This window comes from Caballeronia sp. LZ028, assembly GCF_031451415.1.
GTDB classification, from domain to species: Bacteria; Pseudomonadota; Gammaproteobacteria; order Burkholderiales; family Burkholderiaceae; genus Caballeronia; species Caballeronia zhejiangensis.
In genome coordinates this window covers 665,004-683,404 of the sequence record NZ_JARUXN010000003.1, presented here as the reverse complement: position 1 = coordinate 683,404, position 18,401 = coordinate 665,004, and the positions used below count along the sequence as shown (strand labels likewise).

Here is an 18,401-nt window from a genome sequence, read left to right as displayed (position 1 = left end):
GCCGCGAAGCCGCTTTCTGCAGACAATTGTGCGACGGCGCACGTCAGGCCGGTGCGCCGAGCGTTAAGTTAGCGCTTCCAAAACTGATGCGTCCCAGCGCCGCGGTGGTCCGCGATGTCTTCGGGGCAACGGACATGGCCCTCGTCAAGATCACCGCCCGCGAACTGCAAATTGGTACGCCGCTTCCGTTCGCCGTGTATTCCGCAGCCGGCAAGCTCCTTCTGGCGCGCGGATATCGGGTTCAGTCGGAGAGCCAGCGCGACCGGATTCTGGCGGCCGGGGGCTTGCGCAGCGAGGATGCGGTGACGAGTGCGTCGAGCGAAAGCGCACCCCGGCCAGCCGGAATACTCATCTCGACTGCCAGACATGAAGAGGAATCGGGAGAGGCCATCCTCGACGAGCCCATAGCGAACACTGGAATGCTGCCGAAGACGCTGGACAGCATCCAGGTGACGGTCGACGGAAGCGGAACGCTGCGTTGTCAGACCGACTTCGTTGGTTCCATTACCGGCCGCGCGCTGCTCGTGACCGCTACGGACGGACACGAGTTGTTCGAAACCGGCGCCGAGGTCGCTTGCAGTGCGCTCAGAGGGCGTCACATCCATCAGTTTCGCAGCACCGTGATCGGACGAAGCGAGACGCCGGTACGCGTCATCTATCTCGCATGGCCCGAGTCCGTGAAGACTCAGGTCGTGCGCAACCATGTGCGCGTTTCGACGGAGATGCCGGGACGGCTCATTAGAAACGACTGTATCGCCGCCGGGTTCGACATTTCGGTCACGAACGTGAGTCTGGGCGGAGTCGCCTTCCGTGCCTCCGACGCCCTCGTCAACGTCGCCGAGCACTTCCGGTTAGGACTGCGCCTGCGCGCCGGAGGTAAGTCTCACGCGGTCGTGTTCAACTGCATCGCGCGCAATGTCAGGCGCGTCGACGGCGGCGTCCTGATAGGCGCCGAGTTCAGCAGCCAACAGGCGGATACCATGGCGCTTCTGAGGCATCACATGTTCGAAGCCGCAACGGGCAGTGCCGCGCAGTTGCGCTGAACACCACCCGAATCGCGAAGCGCCGCCGACATCGACGTATCGCGCCGCCTGGGTCATCGATGAATGATGCGCGTCGCCCGAAACGGCCGACGAGCCTTGCCGCTCGTTCGCATCGGCATGAAACCAATCCAGGGCTTTTCGGTCGACCCTATGTCGATCGATAACGCGCGTCACTGCGCACGTACCTGGAAAGGCGAACCATTCACATCATGGACAAAAGAGCACTCATCATCGGAGCCACCGGCATCGTCGGCGGCAATCTGGCCGACCATCTGCTCGCATCCGGCGACTGGCACATCACCGGACTCTCGCGCGGACGTTCCGCCTTGCGTGACGGTGTCGAATCGATTACGGCGGATCTCACATCGGCCGAATCGGTGCAGCGCGCGTTGAGCGGGAAGCAATTCACGCATGTGTTTTTCACGGCATGGTCGCGACAGGCGACGGAGCAGGAAAATATCCGCGTCAACGGCGCGATGGTTCGTCATGTACTCGAGGCGCTCGGACCTTCCGGCACGCTGAAGCACGCTGCGCTCGTCACAGGGCTCAAGCACTATCTGGGGCCGTTCGAAGCCTATGCGAAGGGCAGCGTGCCGCTGACGCCGTTTCGCGAGGAGCAGGGGCGGCAGGATGTCGATAATTTCTACTACGAGCAGGAGGATCGGCTGTTCGACGCCGCCAGGCAGTTCGGTTTCGGCTGGAGCGTTCATCGTCCGCATACGGTCATCGGCTTCGCGGTCGGTAATGCGATGAACATGGGCGTGACACTCGCGGTGTACGCGACGCTCTGCAAGGCGAGCGGCGCGCCGTTCATATTTCCCGGGTCCGCAGCCCAATGGAACGGCCTTACCGACATGACGGATGCCCGCCTGCTGGCGCGTCATCTGGAATGGGCGGCGACCTCACCGAACGCCCGCGACGAAGCATTTAACGTGGTCAACGGCGACGTGTTCCGCTGGAAGTGGATGTGGTCGCTCGTCGCGAATTACTTCGGAATCGAGCCGGTGGAATTCGACGGCACGATGCGTCCGCTCGAAGATCGCATGCAGGATGCGGGCGAGGCGTGGCGTGAAATCGCCGCGCGCCACCATCTTGCCGAAGCCGATATCGGCAAGCTCGCGTCCTGGTGGCACACGGACGCCGATCTGGGGCGGCCCATGGAGGTGCTCACCGATATGAGCAAGAGCCGCAAGGCAGGCTTTCTCGACTATCAAAGCACGCCCGACTCTTTCATTGCGCTATTCGATCGTTTGAAGACGCTTCGCATCATTCCCAGCTGAAGCGTCCGATATGCCGGACGTCTCGTCGTCCGGTACAAAACCGCACCGAGCGTCCTGGTACTTTCCCTTACCGAATAGCTCAGTCCACATCTGAATTGCCATAGGCAATATCGCTATTGCATTCATTGCATTGCCAGAGTGTGCGCGGAATCGTATCTTCGTCTCCATTCGAGGAGACATGTATGAAGATCGCATTTCTGGGCGCGGGCGCGCTGGGCTGCGCCATCGGCGCCGCGTTGACCGAAGGGGGTCACGAGACGTGGCTCGTCGACAAGTTCGCGGCGCACGTAGAGGCCATGTCCCGCGACGGCCTGCAAGTCGACGACGAACGCGGCACGCGCCGCGTCAAGGTGCGCGCGACGATGAACCCCGCCGACGTCGGGCCGGTGGACGTCGTGATCGTACTGGTCAAATCCTTCCACACCGATTCGGCGATGCGCGGCGCGCTCGACCTCATCGGCCCCGAGACGCTCGTGCTGTCCCTTCAGAACGGCCTCGGTCACGAAGACGTGCTGAGCGATATCGTCGGACGCGAGCGCGTGCTTGCGGGCAAGACCTACGTCGGTGGCGTGTTGCGCGCACCGGGACACATCCAGTCCGGCGTGACCGGAAAGATCACCATCATCGGCGAACTCGACGGCCGCGTGACGCCTCGCGCCCAAGCCGTGGCGGAAGCGTTCAACAGCGCGGGGCTCACGACCACGGTCAGCGACAACATCCTCGGCACGATGTGGGACAAGCTGCTGATCAACGTCGCGACCGGTGCCATCACAGGCATCACGCGTTTGACGTATGGGCAGCTTTACAGCGAACCGGTGCTGAAGGCGACCTCGCTTGCCGCCATCGAGGAAGCGATGGCCGCGGCGAAGGCGGCCGGCATCGAACTTTCCATCACGCGTGCGGAAGACGCCTGGAACATGGCCGCCGAAGGACTGCCGGCCGCGTTCAAGACCTCCATGCTGCAAAGCCTGGAGAAGTCGTCCGTCACCGAAATCGACTTCATCAACGGCGCGGTCGTGCGATGGGGCGAACGGCTCGGCGTGCCGACGCCGGTGAATTCGACGCTCGTGGCGTGCATAAAAGGCATCGAGCGTGGCATGACCGACCGCCAGAATGAGGAGCGCGCGGCATGAGCGCAACCAAAGCCTATCTCGAACACGTCGCGATCTGGGTGAAGGATATCCACTGGCACATTCGCTTCTTCGAAGAAGTGCTCGGCATGACCATGCGCGAAGTGGACGGTCCGCGCGACGAGCCGCGTCAGTACTGGACACTCGGCGGACTCCAGTTCATCAGCGATCCGACTTACGACGGTCCCGAAGGCCGGCTCGCGCATCTGGGCGTGATGTGCGAGGACCTCGAAGCCGCGCTCGCCGCCGCGCAGCCGTTCGGCGTCACGGAGATGACGCGGGGCCGCAACTGGCTGCGTCTGCCCGACGGGCTCGCCGTCGAACTCATTCAGGCAAGACCCGCCACATGCGTCGCGGAGGCGCTGTCGATCAATCCACGCGCGGAGGCGTGAGCATGAGCACCATCAACATCACCGAGAAATACTGGGACGATGCGCAGGAAGGCGACGAGTGCGTCAGCCCGACCTACACCGTCACGAAGGAATGCATTCTCGCTTACGCCGATCTCACGGGCGACCATACGCCGGTGCATGTCGACGAGGACTATGCCAACGCGAGCCACTTCGGGTCGATCGTCGCGCATGGCCTGTTCGGGCTGTCGATCGCCGATGGCCTCAAGACACAGAGCGACTATCGCTTCCTGCCGGGCATGTCGCTCGGCTGGACGTGGGACTTCGTGCTGCCGATCAAGGTCAACGACGTGCTGCATGTGAAGTTTCGCGTGACGTCCATGCGCGCGAGCAAGAGCCGTCCGGGCTGGGGCATCGTCGTGTTGCCGTCCGAACTGATCAACCAGAACGGCGAAGTCGTTCAACGCGGCGAGCATCGTCTGATGGTCCCGCGCCGTCCGGGAGCCTACTGATGCAAGCCCGTCCCCTCGAAGGCTTTCGCGTCGTCGACTACAGCCACTTTCTCGCCGGTCCCTATGTCGGACGCTGTCTCGCCGCGCTCGGCGCCGAAGTCATCAAAGTCGAGCGTCCCGGCAGCGGCGATGCAGGCCGCCAGCACGCGACGATCCTCGACGACCAGCAAAGCGCCTACTTCCTCCAGTTGAACATGGGCAAGCGCGGCGTGAGCGTCGACATGAAAGATCCGCGGGGCAAGGCGTTCATGCAGCGCCTGTGCGATTCGGCGGATGTGTTCATCGAGAACTATCGCCCCGGTGCGCTGGATAAGCTCGGCCTCGGCTATGCCGCGCTCTCCGAGCGCAATCCGGGTCTCGTCTATTGCTCGATCTCGGCGTATGGTCACACGGGTCCGGACGCGCATCGCGCAGGCTTTGGGCTGATCGCGGAAGCGAAGAGCGGCATCATGCAGATGATCGGCAACCCGGGCGAGCCGCCGCCGCTCATGCGGATTTCGCTCGGCGACATGTACACCGGCATTCATGCGGTGGCCGCGATCAACGCTGCCTTGCTCGGCCGCGTGAAGAGCGGACGCGGCCAGCATATCGACATGGCGCTGTACGACACGCTGTTCTCGATGCACGAATATGCCGTCCAGTGCTACACGATGCAGGGCGTGGTCCCCGAGCAGACCGGCCATGACATGCCGACATCGACCTTATACGGCGTGTTCAGAGCAAGCGATGGCGACCTGGTCATCGCCGCGCAGGTCGACGAATCGTGGAAGCGCTTCGCCGCGGCCGTCGAGCAAAATGGCGGCCCCGCGGGCTTCGCGACCGATGCGCGCCTGCACAGCCTGAACGGGCGCAATGCGAACCGCGAGGCCATTCTCGCGGTCGTGAAGCCGTGGGTCGCTGCACGCAACGTCGCCGATGTGCTCGCGCTGCTGGACAGCGTCGATGTGCCCTGCGCGAAGGTGCAACGCATCGACGAGGTCGTGGCCGATCCGCAGATCGTCGCGCGCGGCATGGTGATCGAACAGGAGCATCCGCGTCTGGGCACGCTGCGTCTGCCGAACCTGCCGTTTCGCTTCTCGGACTGCGATACGTCGATTCGCGAGGTCGGCCCCGATCTCGGGCAACACAACGAGGAAGTCGCGCGGTCGCTGGGCTTCAGCGCGGCCGAGATCGATGCGATGCAGACCGACGGCGTGCTGTTCTCGAAGCCGGGGGCATGATGAGCGATCGATACGCGGTCATCGGCAATCCGATCGGGCACACGAAGTCGCCGTTCATCCACGGCTTCTTCGCGCAAGAGACCGGCCAGGACATGAGCTATGAGGCCATCGAAGGACCTGTGGAACCTGCCAGCGGCTTCTCCGATAGCGTCAAGCGCTTCATTGCAGCGGGCGGCCGCGGCATGAACGTGACCGCGCCGTTCAAACTCGCTGCATTCGCCATGTCCGATGAGCGCAGCGAACGAGCGGAGCTCTCGGGCGCGGTCAACGCGATGAAGTTCGAGGGCGGCCGAATCATCGCCGAAAACTTCGATGGCGTCGGACTCGTGCGCGACATCGAAGTCAACCTGCATCAGCCGATGGTCGGCAAGCGCGTGCTGATCCTCGGCGCGGGCGGCGCTGCGCGCGGCGCGCTGCTGCCGTTCGTCGCGGCACGGCCTGCCGAGCTCGTCGTCGCCAACCGGCATGTGGACAAGGCGCGTGCGCTTGTCGAACAGGTCGCCCGATCGAACACTGCTGGCGGATCGCTCACCGCGTGCGGGTATGCGGACCTGGCGGCACTGGGGCGCTTCGACCTCGTCATCAACGCGACATCCGCGAGCCTGACCGGGCAACTGCCGCCGGTGCCAGCGAGTGTCTTCAGCGCCGGCGGAAGCGCCTATGAACTCGCTTACGGGAAGGGGCTCACGCCTTTCTTGCGGCTGGCGCGCGATGCAGGGGTGAAAAGTATCGCTGACGGCGTGGGCATGCTGGTCGAGCAGGCTGCGGAGGCGTTCGCGTGGTGGCGGGGCGTGCGTCCAGAAACGCGCGCGCTCATCGAGCGGCTGACCGTTCCGCTCGATTGATCCGGCGAAAAGAGGCGCAGCGGTCGAGAAGACATCGGTGGAATGAACATTAACGGTCTGCAATTAGACTCGGACGAAAGAATGAAAACGTTTCTTATGCTGCATGGTGTCAACCACAACATGTTCGGCAAGCGAGATCCCGTTCAGTACGGCACGGCCACGCTCGCCGACATCGATGAGAAATTGCAGGCGCTCGCGAATGAACTCGGCGTAACGGTCGAAAGCTATCAGAGCAACAGCGAGAGCGACATGTGCGAACGCATCCATCAGGCGTTTGCCGACAAGGTCGATGGCGTGCTCGTCAATGCTGGCGCATGGACGCATTACAGTTACGGCATCCGCGATGCACTCGCCATTCTGACCGTGCCCGTCGTGGAGATTCATATGTCGAACATCCATGCACGCGAGGCTTTCCGTCATCATTCGGTGTTCGCGGAAATCGTCAAGGGGCAGATATGCGGGTTCGGTATCGAAAGCTATTCCCTTGGTCTGCGCGCGGCGGTGTCCGCGGCAGCGTGACAAACCAAGCCAGGTCCGGTGTGCGTCATCTCTGATGCAATGGTCGCAAGAGCGACATTGCGTTCTACAATGGATGCATGACCACGCCCGATCTGCCCGACCTCAAGCTGCTTCAGCTCTTCGATCTGCTCTATGACGTTCGCAGCGTCACGCGTGCAGCGGAGCAGCTTGGACAGGCCCAACCGACCGTTAGCATCTGGCTCGCGCGCTTGCGCGAACATCTGCAGGATCCCCTTTTCATTCGCACGCCAGGCGGCATGACGCCCACGCCTCAGGCGGATGCGCTGATCGGTCCGTGCAGGGAAATCCTCGAGTCGCTTCGCAGATTCTCGTCGTGGGAGATTTCTTTCGATCCGGTCACGGCGAAGCGACGGTTTCGCATCTGCATGACCGACGCGAGTCATATCACCTTGCTTCCGCGGATGCTGGCCTATGTGCGCGCCAAGGCACCGGGCATCCGTCTGGAGGCGGCGCGGATCGACGGCAACACCGAGCGCGCGCTCGAATCTGGCGAGGCCGATCTGGCGATCGGTCATGTTCCGTGGCTCGGCGGCGGAATGTATCAGCAACAGCTCTATATGCAGGATTGGGTGTGTCTCGCCAACCCGGACCATCCGCGCGTCCGCGCGAAGCTGACACTGAAGCAATACCGCAGCGAAGGGCACGTCATCATCGCCGCAGGCACGGGTGCGCAGTTACTCGAGCAGGCATTATTGCGCGATGGAATCGAACGTGATGTCGTGCTGGAGCTTCCGGGAATGCTTGGGCTTGGATCGATTGTCAAATCAACCGACCTGATCGCGACGCTGCCGCGAAACATTGGAGAAACCTTGGCAAAAGTGAATGGCCTTGCGGTTCACTCTTGCCCGTTCCCGGTAGAGAAGTTCGCGGTGCGGCAGCATTGGCATGCGAAGTATCACGACGAAGCGGGAAACCGCTGGCTTCGCTCTGTCGTCGCTGAGCTGTTCCTCGCGAAAAACTAGACGGGCGAATAGCAATCGTCGTTCCGCCGGGCGCAGGAACAACGGTTGCAGCAAATTCCTCTCCGGGGCGGCGTGCCCTGCCACGACCTAGGAGACGAATATGGCTCACTTGTGCGACGTATGCGGCGCACGGCCCGCGACCGTGCGCCTCGCGGTGCTGCGCAACGGCCGCCGTCACGTCATCGACGTGTGCGATTTTCACTATGCGCAGCTCACGCGGCACCAGCGCGCGCTCTCGCCGCTCGAATCGCTGTTCATGGGCGGCGCGCCCGGCGAGGCGTCCGCGCCCGAAAGTGCCGCACAGCAAGAACCGCGCGATGCCGGTGTGCGGCGCAACGAAAACGAAGGCGCGAACATCGACCGATACTTCAGCGACGGCGCGAAAGAGATGCTGATGCGCGCCGCCGAGCGCGCAGTGCAATCCGGCTGCTCGCAGGTCGACACGGAACATCTGCTCTACGAGCTTGCAAACAACGCCGTCATCGAGTCGATTCTCAAGAGCATCGGCATCGATGCGGCCGAAGTCCGCGGCTTCATCGACGCCAACGCGCAACGCCGCGAGCGCGCGAGCCCGCCGCCGGACGGCATGATCGCCGTGTCGCCTCGTCTGAAGAGCGCGCTCGACCGCGCTTTTCTCGCATCGCGTCAGCTGCGGCATAGCTACGTCGCGCCGGAGCATTTGCTGATCGGCCTTGCCGATGTACCCGACAGCTTCGCGGGCCAATTGCTCGGCAAGCTCGGTGTCGATCAGCAGGCGCTCAGGCAGCAGACCGCGCAGACGGTCGGCGCGGGCGGACCGCCGCGCGGCGACGGGCCGCCGTCACGCACGCCGCATCTCGACAAGTTCAGCCGCGATCTCACCGCGCTCGCACGTGAAGGGCATCTCGACCCCGTGATCGGACGCGCGCGCGAAATCGAAACCATGGTCGAAGTGCTCGCGCGCCGGCGCAAGAACAATCCGGTGCTGATCGGCGAGCCGGGTGTGGGCAAGACCGCGGTCGTCGAAGGGCTCGCGCAGCGCATGGTCAACGGCGATGTGCCCGAGTCGCTCCGCGACAAGCGCCTCGTCGAGCTGAACATCAACTCGCTGGTTGCGGGCGCGAAGTATCGCGGCGAGTTCGAGGAGCGCGTGAAGCAGGTCGTCGATGAAATCACCGCGAATCGCGAGAAGCTGCTGCTGTTCGTGGATGAAGTGCATACCATCGTCGGCGCGGGGCAGGGCGGCGGCGAAGGCGGACTGGATATCGCCAACGTGTTCAAGCCGGCGATGGCGCGCGGCGAGCTGAACATGATCGGGGCGACCACGCTTGCCGAGTATCAGAAGCACATCGAAAAGGACGCGGCGCTCGAGCGGCGCTTTCAGCCGGTGCTGGTCGCGGAGCCGACCGTCGCGCAGACCATCAATATCCTGCGTGGACTGCGCGACCGGCTCGAAGCGCACCACAAGGTCACGATCCAGGACGATGCGATCGTCGGCGCGGCGGAACTGTCGGATCGCTATATCACGGGGCGCTTTCTGCCTGACAAGGCGATCGATCTCGTCGATCAGGCCGCGGCGCGCGTGAATCTGTCGGCCACATCGCGCCCCGCCGATATCCTCGAACTGGAGTCCGAGCTCGCGCAATTGCGACGCGAACAGGACTATGCGGCATCGCGCAAGCAGTTCGACCGCGCGCATGCTTTGGACAGCGAGATCGCGCAGAAGGAAAAGCAACTCGGCGATGCCACGGATAGCTGGAAGCAGCGCGTCGGCACGAACACGTCGACGGTGACGGTCGCGCACGTCGCCGAGATCGTCGCGACGATCACCGGCATTCCCGTGACTCAACTGACCGAGGAGGAGCGTGCCCGTCTGCTGCAGATGGAAGAGCGCCTGCACAAGCGGGTGATCGGGCAGCAAGAAGCGGTCGTTGCGGTGTCGGACGCGGTGCGGCGCGCACGTACCGGCTTGCAGGGCCGCAACCGGCCGATCGCCGTGTTCCTGTTCCTCGGGCCGACGGGTGTGGGCAAGACGGAGCTTGCGAAAGCGCTGGCGGAAGTCGTCTTCGGCGATGAAGACGCCATGCTGCGCGTCGACATGAGCGAATACATGGAGCGTCACGCGGTGTCGCGGCTCATCGGCTCGCCGCCGGGTTATGTCGGCTATGACGAAGGCGGGCAATTGACGGAGCGCGTGCGGCGTCGGCCTTATAGCGTGATCCTGCTCGACGAGATCGAAAAGGCGCATCCCGATGTGTACAACGTGCTTCTGCAAGTCTTCGACGACGGGCGCCTGACCGACGGCAAAGGCCGCGTGGTCGATTTCAGCAACACGCTGATCATCGCGACGAGCAATCTCGGCTCTGACGTGATCGCCGGTCAGAAGCGCGCGACGCTCGGATTCACGACCAACGCGAGCGATGCGGACGCATCGGTTCAGAATGGCGTGATGAGCGTGCTGCGCCAGCATTTCAGGCCCGAGTTCCTGAACCGGATCGACGACATCATTCTGTTTTCCTCGCTCGGCCGCGATGAGGTGCGCCAGATCGTTCGGCTGATGCTCGATCAGGTGCAGCGCCTCGCGCACAGCCAGGACGTCGTGCTGGAGTTCGACGAATCCGTCGTCGATCATCTCGCGGACGTCGGCTACCGTCCCGAGTTCGGTGCGCGCGAACTGCGTCGGCAGATCAGGCAGTCGATCGAAAACCAGTTGGCGAAGGAAATGCTCAAGGGCGACGTTACCGAGGGCGCACAAGTGAAGTGCCACTACGACGCGGAGAACAAGCGGCTCGCGTTCGATGTGAAGCGCGCGGGACTGGCGAATCAGGCGGGCGAGGGCACGCCGCCCACACCTTGACCGCGAGCATCACTACGCCAAACCTCGCGTCTTTCAAGCCGACGGGCGACGGTCGCGTCATGATCCGGCAGGGTTATCCCCGATCCATTCGGAGAGAAAACATGTAATCATATATATGAATTCGATGGAGACGATCATGCAGGCCGATGGCCGCTTACCCCGTTATCAGCGCCTGCGGGATGAAATGGTTGCCCTGATCGCGGCTCGTGAATGGCGCCCGGGCGAAGCGATCCCGACCGAGCAGGCGCTTTCTCAAAGCTACGGCCTTGCTGTCGGCACAGTGCGAAAGGCCGTCGATCTGCTCGTCGCGGAAGGCATGCTCGAGCGCTTTCAGGGAAGAGGGACCTTCGTACGGCGCGCGAACTTCGACGGCTCCCTGTTTCGCTTCTTCCGCTTTCAAACACGGCAAGGCGAACGGCGCATTCCGGAGAGTCGCATACTGCGCCGGGACGTGGTCGATGCGCCATCGGCGGTAGCCGCGAGACTGCAGATATCGAGCACGGCGCGCGTGATCCAGATGTCGCGCGTGCGGCTGATCGACGGCGTTCCGATGCTCGCCGAAGAGATCTGGTTGCCCTACGCACGTTTTGCGGCGTTTGCGAAGATGGACGTGGGCGAGATCGGCGACCTCCTTTACCCGGTCTACGAGACGCAGTGCAATCAGATCGTGGCATCCGCCACGGAAACCCTTACCGTCGAAGCCATCGGCTCGCGACACGCGAAGCTTTTGAACATCGAGCCGGGGACGCCTGCCGTGGTCATCGAGCGTCTCGCCTTCGGCTACGATCGGCAGCCGCTCGAGTGGCGCCGTTCGCGCGGACCCGCCAGCGAATTCATCTATCAGGCGGAGATCCGCTAGCCAAAGAACCGCGATTGGGAGACGGCATGCGCAACCGGTTCAGGGCCGTTCGCCTGAAGCCGACGCGACCATGCTTCCCTTTCCGAGCACGATCGATTGACGAGCACGCTCGGCAAACCATTCCAAACCTAAGATTCATTCCATGACCAGTCTAGATATCGATTTGTTGCTGACCGCGCTGATCAGCGTGGTGCTGCTTGTCGCGCTCATCGTGTCGCGCATCAAGATGCATCCGCTTCTCGCTTTGCTCGTCGTTTCAATCGGCGTAGGGTTCGCAACCGGCATGGAGCCGGGAAGCATCGTCAAGCATCTGACCAACGGCGCGGGCAAGACGTTGGGCGCGGTGGGCGTCGTCATCGCGCTGGGTGCGATGCTCGGCAAAATCCTCGCGGATGCGGGCATTACCGAGCAGATTGCCGAGGCCATTCTGAGGCGCGCCTCCGACCGTATGATTCCCTGGGCGATGACCCTCGTGGCTTTCGTGGTCGGCATTCCGATGTTCTTCGAAGTGGGGCTGGTCGTCATGCTTCCCTTGATTTTCAGCGTGGCGCGCAAGCTGGAAAGCCATGCCCGGTTCAAGGGCTCGGCCTATGTGTACGTCGGCGTGCCCGTGATTTCGGCTCTTGCCGCGATGCACGGCATGGTGCCGCCCCATCCGGGTCCTTTGACGGCTATCGCCACGCTCAAGACTTCGGTGGGGCCGACCATGCTGTACGGCTTTCTGGCGGCCATTCCCGCGATGATTCTGGGCGGCCCGCTCTATGGCGCGTTCATCTCGCCGCGCATGAGCACCAGGCCCGATCAGGCCTTGCTGGACCAGTTCACCGTCGTCGAACAGTCCGACAATGGCCACCGCGCCGGGGTCGGTCTCGGCGTGCTGGCGGCCCTGTTGCCCGCCATCCTGATGCTGGTTCATGCGGTGGCGGAGATGGTGTTGCCGAAGAACGCACCGATGCTGCACGTTGCCAGCTTCCTCGGCAATCCGCTGATAGCCATGCTGCTGGGCGTACTTTTCGCAGTTGCGGCGCTGGTCCTCGCCCGGGGCGGCGATGCCGAAAAGCTGCGTCACGCGCTCGGCAACAGCCTCAAGCCGATTGCTTCCATCATCATGATCATCGCCGGCGGCGGCGCGTTTCAGGAAATGCTGACCAGTGCGAAGGTGGGTGAGGCGATCGTGCATCTGACGCAGCACTTCGCTTTTCCCCCGCTGATCCTCGGATGGCTGATCGCGATGTTGCTGTCCGTGTCTACCGGATCGGCGACGGTGGGAATCGTCGGCGCGGCGGGTCTGCTGGCTCCGCTGGCCGGCGCCGATCCGAGCCTTAACCTGCCTTTGCTGGCCTTGTCCATCGGCTGCGGTTCGCTGTTCTTCAACTATGCGAACCACGCCGGCTTCTGGATGGTGAAGGAATCGTTCGGCATGACGATGGGCGAAGCCACCAAAACGATCTCGGTGGTTCAATCCATCGTGGCTGTGGTTGGCCTGGTGATGGCGCTGATCTTCAACGCGGCAGTCCACGTTGGCTGAACTGCAGGGAACACGCCGGCAATCAGTCATCGGAGTGCTGACGACTCCAGACGAAGCGCGTGATCACCGCGCGTGCGCAGCTTCGTGACGGCCACGGCTACAACCGTGCCCAAAGCCCAGCCTAGGGTGGCCAAGCTGCCTAGGCCTCGCAGAATGGCAAGGGCGAAGGTCCAGGGATTGTCGCTGCCGATGTTCGGACCGCCGAAGCGAGCGCGTTGAAACTTTCGTTGCGGCACAGGCTCGTTGTCGTCGATGGTTTCGCAAGTCAGTGCGTCGCTTCGCTTACGGTCGGCATTCCAATGGTTCCGTCTTCCGTCCATCGCGCACCTCGGCGATTCCCAACGCGGCACGGGGCGCTTGGCGGCGTGCAGCATCGACGTATAGGCATCGACATAATTCTGCGCCATCCTGCTGGCGCTGAAGCGGCGCTCGAATTGCGCGCGGACGCGGGGGCGCGACAGCTCGTCGATCCGATGCAGTGCGCCGACCGCGTCTTGCACGTCTTCGCAGATGAAACCGGTCACGCCATGATCGATCACCTCGGGCACCGCTCCGCGCTTGAACGCAATCACCGGCGTCCCGCACGCCATCGATTCGATCATCACCAGGCCAAACGGCTCGTTCCAGTCGATCGGAAACAGTAGCGCCTTCGCACCCGACAGAAAATCCGGCTTCCGCGTTTCGCTGATTTCACCGATGAATTCGACGTGCGCCTGCGAAAGCAGCGGCTCGACAGTCGACGCGAAATACTTCTCATCAGCCTTGTCGACCTTCGCCGCAATCTTCAGCGGCAAGCCGCTTCGCGCCGCGATTTCGATGGCGAGATCGGCACGCTTTTGCGGGCTGATGCGGCCGAGGAACGCCAGATATTCCGGCTTCTTGTGCGGCTGCGGCGTGAGCAGGCCGTCCGGCAAGCCGTGATACACCGTCTTCAGCCAGTTTGCGCGCGGCAAGGGGCTACGCTGGTCGTCCGAGATCGAGATGATGTTCGCGTGCGTGAACGTCGCGAAGATCGCGCCCAGCTCGGGCAGATCGAGACGGCCGTGCAGCGTCGTGACGAACGGCGTATCGCTTTGAGAGAACAGCGGGAACGGCAGGTACTCGAGATGGAAGTGCAAGACGTCGAACTCATGCGCGCGGCGGCGAACGGTTTCGAGCAGCAGCATGTGCGGGGCAAGCGAATCGCGGATGCCCGGATCGAGCCGCAGGGCGCGCGGCCAGGCTGGTTCGAGCCTCGCGCGGGTCTGCGAATCGCCGCTTGCGAACAAGGTCACATCGTGGCCGAGGTCGACGAGTGCATCTGTCAGATACGACACCACGCGCTCCGTGCCGCCGTATAACTTCGGGGGAACCGCTTCGTGCAACGGTGCGATTTGTGCGATTCGCATAGGTTGGTTCTCCAGTGCGGCCCGCCTGCGGATTCGTGCAACGCGAGTGCTCAGACATGCTCGCGACGCTCGCGCCCATCCCTGCGGGACGTCCCCTCTCATGCCGACCGGCACCTTGCAGACAGCTTCTGCTATTGCTGGTTGAATCCGGACAATCTATCGCCATCCTAAACAGTTAGTGACAACGCCGCGCATTATTCGTGACGGTGCGCGATGAAACCGGCAGCTATCGGCGTGCCCGATTCATGTCGACAGAGTCGGCTCGCGGATGAGCATCGAGATTCGGTGCGATTGGTACGGCTATCTAATCGATGCGTGGCGCGCGACGTGTAATCGCGTAATCGCGGAGAACTTGCACTTGGCTGCAGATGTTGCAACAGCGGCTCGGCTCGCGAACCGGAAGGGTCGCCATTCGGTCAGTTGACGCGCACGCATAGTCTGCATCGGTGATGCCTTGTCATGAGCACGTGTCCAGGACGACGAAGCGCACCGATCTGGTGACGGGCCGCGGATCAGACACAGAGACGAGCCGTTTCGCGAACCGCTCACATCGCGTAGCACACGGAGATGCTTCCCTTGGCGTGGACACCGATGCAGAGCCACCGGCCACCCGTTGCCCGTGGTCGCGATGATTCAACGCGAAAAGAAGATCGGTGCAAGAGAGCAGGCATTTAACGGAACGTCGAATGCTGTCCGATACCACCGCTCACTCACGATGAAGGTTAGCGATGAGTCAGGCATCCGTTTCATCGCGGCCGGCGAATTAGCCGACACGCCGCACGGAGGAACACGTTCGAAAGAGACTTGTCAGGAGATGACCCTCGACACCCGGCGGTTCGAAAGAACTCAGCGCTGTGCGCCATAGGTATCGAATCGCCCCAACCGGAGACGATTGATATGCCAGCCCTTTGCGAGATTTGTCATGCCCGTCCGGCGGTTGCGCAGGTAACCGTCGTGCAGAACGGCCGCCGCAAATCGATGTCGATTTGCGAGTACGACTATCGCCAGTTGATGCGGCATCAAACCATGCTGAATCCTTTCGATTCCTTACTGGGCGGCGGAGGTCTGTCGCGTCTGATGGGTGACACGGACGGCACTGGCGAGGAAGACGAGGACGATATCGTCGCTTCGGTGCCGCGCGAGTCCGTCGACGTGACCGATGCCTTCAGCGAGCAGACGATGGAACTTCTGCAACGCGCCGCCGAAAAGGCGCACGAATTGCAGAAGACGGAACTCGACACCGAGCAGGTGCTTTACGTGCTGGCCGACATGGACGTCGTGCAGGCGCTCTTCAAGGAGTTGAAGCTTTCTGCCGACGACATCCGCCGCTATATCGACGAGCACGCGCAAAAGGGCAAAGCCGCGCCCGATACGCCGGTCGAAAAGATGACGATTTCGCCGCGCTTGAAGAAGGCTTTTCAGTACGCGTTCCAGGCCTCGCGAGAACTCGGGCATTCCTATGTCGGTCCCGAGCATGTGCTGATAGGGCTTGCGTCCGTGACCGACAGCATCGCCGGGGGGCTCCTCAGAAAGTACGGCGTCACGCCCGAGGCGCTTCGCCAGAAAGTGGTGAAGGTCGTGGGCAAGGGTGCGGAAGACGGCCGCGTCGATACGCCGACCGGCACGCCGACGCTCGACAAGTTCGGCCGCGATCTCACCGCGATGGCGCGCGCAGGCAAACTCGACCCGGTGCTCGGACGCGCACAGGAAATCGAAAGTACCATCGAGGTGCTCGCGAGGCGCAAGAAGAATAATCCTGTGTTGATCGGCGAGCCGGGTGTGGGCAAGACTGCGATCGTCGAAGGGCTGGCACAGCGCATCGTGAACGACGACGTGCCCGAAGACTTGCGCAACAAGCGGCTCATCGAGATCAACATCAATTCGATGGTCGCGGGCGCGAAGTATCGCGGCGAATTCGAAGAGCGCGCAAAGCAGGTGATCGACGAGATCACTTCGAAGCAGGATGAACTCATCGTGTTCATCGACGAGTTGCACACGATAGTCGGCGCGGGTCAGGGCGGCGGCGAGGGCGGACTCGACATCGCGAACGTGCTGAAGCCGGCGCTCGCGCGCGGCGAGCTGAGTTTGATCGGCGCGACGACACTCAACGAATACCAGAAGCACATCGAGAAGGATGCGGCGCTCGAGCGGCGCTTTCAGCCGGTACTCGTGCCGGAGCCGACGGTCGAGCAAACCATCGTCATTTTGCGCGGCTTGCGCGACAAACTCGAAGCGCACCATCAGGTCACTTTCGCCGATGAAGCGTTCGTCGCGGCAGCGGAGTTGTCGGACCGCTACATCACATCGCGTTATTTGCCCGACAAGGCTATCGATCTCATCGATCAGGCTGCGGCGCGCGTGCGAATCGGCTCGAAGTCGCGCCCGCCCGAAATGCAGGAGCTGGAAGCGGAAATCGCCCAGTCGAAGCGCGAGCAGGCCTATGCCTCGTCGCGCAAGCGTTTCGATGAAGCGAAGAACTTCGAGGAACGCATCAACGAGAAGCAGACGAAGCTCGACGACCTGACCGAGGCATGGCAGCGCAAGACCGGATCGGAGACGCTCGAAGTGACGGTTGCAGCGGTCGCGGAAGTGGTCTCGCGTCTCACCGGCATTCCCGTCACCGAACTCACGCAGGAAGAACGCGAAAGACTGCTCGAGATGGAGAGCAAGCTGCGCGAACGCGTGATCGGTCAGGACGAAGCCGTGGTCGCGGTGAGCGATGCGGTGCGGCTGTCACGCGCGGGCATGGGGCAAGCGCACCGGCCCATCGCGACGTTCCTGTTCCTCGGACCGACGGGCGTCGGCAAGACCGAGCTTGCGAAGGCGCTAGCGGAGACCGTGTTCGGTGACGAGCAGGCGGTGATCCGCATCGACATGTCCGAGTACATGGAGCGCCACGCAGTCGCGCGGCTGATCGGCGCGCCGCCGGGATACGTCGGCTATGACGAAGGGGGACAGCTGACCGAACGCGTGCGCCGCCGTCCCTACTGCGTGATCTTGCTCGACGAAATCGAGAAGGCGCATCCCGATGTGAACAATGTGCTGCTGCAAGTATTCGACGATGGCCGCCTCACCGATGGCAAGGGCCGCGTCGTCGACTTCAGCAACACCGTCATCATCTCGACCAGCAATCTTGGCGCGTCCATCATCATGGACAACCTCGAGAGAACCGAGAAGGACCGCGACACCGAGGCAGCCATGCGCGAGAAGCTCATGGCCGTGCTGAAAGGCCACTTTCGCCCCGAGTTCCTGAATCGCATCGACGAAATCATCATGTTCCACGGGCTTTCGCGCGAGAACATCCGCTCGATCGTGCAGATACAGCTGGACCGCGTCGCGCGCACGGCGGCGGCTCAGGACATCACGCTCAGGGTGCAGGACTCGGTCATCGATCATCTTGCCGATGTGGGTTATCGGCCCGAATTCGGCGCACGCGAACTGAAACGCCAGATCCGCCAGCAACTGGAGACCCGGCTCGCGAAGGAGATTCTCGGCGGCAAACTCGCTCCGGGCGACACGGTAGACGTGAGCTACGACAAGGACAAGGACGCGATCACGTTCGCCAAGGTCGAGGGCGAAGCGAAGCCGAAACAAAACAAGTCCGGTCCAGCGAGCAAGAAGAACGGGGCAAAGTCGGCGGAACGCAGCAAGGAGTCGGCCAAGAGCGAACATTGAACGCGGCCGTTGCCAATGCCGTCCGAAGCGCGCACGGTCAGGTTCGACCGGGCGCCCCGCGGCACGTACGGATAGACGATTCGCTAGCTGTCGCAATTCCAAGTACGACATTTCAATTGAGCCTCGGCATCAATTGTCAAAGCAAAATTGAAATGTCGTACCACCGGCTAAATACAGATGTCGTGTTTTTGATGTGTGATTGGCTCTGTTTTCAACGGTTTGAATCCACGTAG

The 18,401-nt window shown here is 62.6% G+C and carries 13 protein-coding genes and 1 pseudogene; 13 read left to right on the top strand and 1 reads right to left on the bottom strand.

The annotated features are described in order from the left end of the window. The first annotated feature begins 134 nt into the window (after positions 1-134). From QCE58_RS20300 to QCE58_RS20245, 12 genes are all read left to right on the top strand, one after another. Positions 135-1,043, top strand: a complete 909-nt coding sequence (locus QCE58_RS20300; protein WP_250457424.1) for a PilZ domain-containing protein — start codon at positions 135-137, stop codon at positions 1,041-1,043. 209 nt (positions 1,044-1,252) lie between these two features. Then, positions 1,253-2,323 carry an SDR family oxidoreductase gene (locus tag QCE58_RS20295; RefSeq protein WP_250521920.1) on the top strand — a complete coding sequence of 357 codons (1,071 nt, stop codon included), beginning with the start codon at positions 1,253-1,255 and terminating at the stop codon, positions 2,321-2,323. Between the two features lie 182 nt (positions 2,324-2,505). Beyond that, positions 2,506-3,456 (top strand): ketopantoate reductase family protein, encoded by a 951-nt coding sequence (locus tag QCE58_RS20290; protein ID WP_175980862.1) that lies wholly within the window; start codon positions 2,506-2,508, stop codon positions 3,454-3,456. Continuing rightward, complete coding sequence (locus tag QCE58_RS20285) at positions 3,453-3,845, top strand: VOC family protein (RefSeq protein WP_250521919.1); 393 nt, start codon at positions 3,453-3,455, stop codon at positions 3,843-3,845. The genes QCE58_RS20290 and QCE58_RS20285 overlap by 4 nt, the downstream gene beginning before the upstream one ends. Before the next feature lie 2 nt (positions 3,846-3,847). After that, entirely contained in the window at positions 3,848-4,315 is a 468-nt protein-coding gene (locus tag QCE58_RS20280; protein ID WP_250521918.1) for a MaoC family dehydratase, read from the top strand. Further along, the gene (locus tag QCE58_RS20275; RefSeq protein WP_250497378.1) at positions 4,315-5,535 is read left to right on the top strand and encodes a CaiB/BaiF CoA-transferase family protein; all 1,221 of its coding nucleotides are present in this window, start codon (positions 4,315-4,317) and stop codon (positions 5,533-5,535) included. Before QCE58_RS20280 ends, QCE58_RS20275 begins: the two co-directional genes overlap by 1 nt. Next, on the top strand, positions 5,535-6,380 hold the full coding sequence (gene aroE, locus QCE58_RS20270) for a shikimate dehydrogenase (RefSeq protein WP_250522017.1): 846 nt from the start codon (positions 5,535-5,537) through the stop codon (positions 6,378-6,380). The genes QCE58_RS20275 and aroE overlap by 1 nt, the downstream gene beginning before the upstream one ends. 81 nt (positions 6,381-6,461) lie before the next feature. Then, entirely contained in the window at positions 6,462-6,899 is a 438-nt protein-coding gene (gene aroQ / locus QCE58_RS20265; protein WP_250521917.1) for a type II 3-dehydroquinate dehydratase, read from the top strand. 77 nt (positions 6,900-6,976) lie between these two features. After that, positions 6,977-7,882, top strand: coding sequence for a LysR family transcriptional regulator (locus QCE58_RS20260; RefSeq protein ID WP_008348049.1), 906 nt, complete (start codon positions 6,977-6,979; stop codon positions 7,880-7,882). Positions 7,883-7,982: 100 nt separating this feature from the next. Further along, positions 7,983-10,718, top strand: coding sequence for an ATP-dependent Clp protease ATP-binding subunit (locus QCE58_RS20255; RefSeq protein ID WP_034470945.1), 2,736 nt, complete (start codon positions 7,983-7,985; stop codon positions 10,716-10,718). 136 nt (positions 10,719-10,854) lie between these two features. Then, positions 10,855-11,577, top strand: coding sequence for a GntR family transcriptional regulator (locus QCE58_RS20250; protein WP_175980857.1), 723 nt, complete (start codon positions 10,855-10,857; stop codon positions 11,575-11,577). Between the two features lie 142 nt (positions 11,578-11,719). Continuing rightward, positions 11,720-13,105: a GntP family permease gene (locus QCE58_RS20245; RefSeq protein WP_008348044.1), complete on the top strand. Its 1,386-nt coding sequence runs from the start codon at positions 11,720-11,722 to the stop codon at positions 13,103-13,105. 341 nt (positions 13,106-13,446) lie between these two features. Here QCE58_RS20245 and QCE58_RS20240 read toward each other — a convergent pair. Further along, positions 13,447-14,493: pseudogene (locus QCE58_RS20240) on the bottom strand (glycosyltransferase family 4 protein); the annotation flags it as partial. Positions 14,494-15,390: 897 nt separating this feature from the next. On the opposite strand from QCE58_RS20240, the gene QCE58_RS20235 reads away from it, so the two are divergent. After that, on the top strand, positions 15,391-18,168 hold the full coding sequence (locus tag QCE58_RS20235) for an ATP-dependent Clp protease ATP-binding subunit (RefSeq protein ID WP_250521916.1): 2,778 nt from the start codon (positions 15,391-15,393) through the stop codon (positions 18,166-18,168). Positions 18,169-18,401: the final 233 nt, after the last annotated feature.

Coding starts and splice junctions, on each gene's coding strand:
- aroQ (WP_250521917.1), top strand. CDS start 6,462: ATGAAAACGTTTCTTATGCTGCATGGTGTCAACCACAACATGTTCGGC.
- QCE58_RS20285 (WP_250521919.1), top strand. CDS start 3,453: ATGAGCGCAACCAAAGCCTATCTCGAACACGTCGCGATCTGGGTGAAG.
- aroE (WP_250522017.1), top strand. CDS start 5,535: ATGAGCGATCGATACGCGGTCATCGGCAATCCGATCGGGCACACGAAG.
- QCE58_RS20235 (WP_250521916.1), top strand. CDS start 15,391: ATGCCAGCCCTTTGCGAGATTTGTCATGCCCGTCCGGCGGTTGCGCAG.
- QCE58_RS20300 (WP_250457424.1), top strand. CDS start 135: ATGGCCCTCGTCAAGATCACCGCCCGCGAACTGCAAATTGGTACGCCG.
- QCE58_RS20250 (WP_175980857.1), top strand. CDS start 10,855: ATGCAGGCCGATGGCCGCTTACCCCGTTATCAGCGCCTGCGGGATGAA.
- QCE58_RS20245 (WP_008348044.1), top strand. CDS start 11,720: ATGACCAGTCTAGATATCGATTTGTTGCTGACCGCGCTGATCAGCGTG.
- QCE58_RS20290 (WP_175980862.1), top strand. CDS start 2,506: ATGAAGATCGCATTTCTGGGCGCGGGCGCGCTGGGCTGCGCCATCGGC.
- QCE58_RS20295 (WP_250521920.1), top strand. CDS start 1,253: ATGGACAAAAGAGCACTCATCATCGGAGCCACCGGCATCGTCGGCGGC.
- QCE58_RS20280 (WP_250521918.1), top strand. CDS start 3,848: ATGAGCACCATCAACATCACCGAGAAATACTGGGACGATGCGCAGGAA.
- QCE58_RS20260 (WP_008348049.1), top strand. CDS start 6,977: ATGACCACGCCCGATCTGCCCGACCTCAAGCTGCTTCAGCTCTTCGAT.
- QCE58_RS20255 (WP_034470945.1), top strand. CDS start 7,983: ATGGCTCACTTGTGCGACGTATGCGGCGCACGGCCCGCGACCGTGCGC.
- QCE58_RS20275 (WP_250497378.1), top strand. CDS start 4,315: ATGCAAGCCCGTCCCCTCGAAGGCTTTCGCGTCGTCGACTACAGCCAC.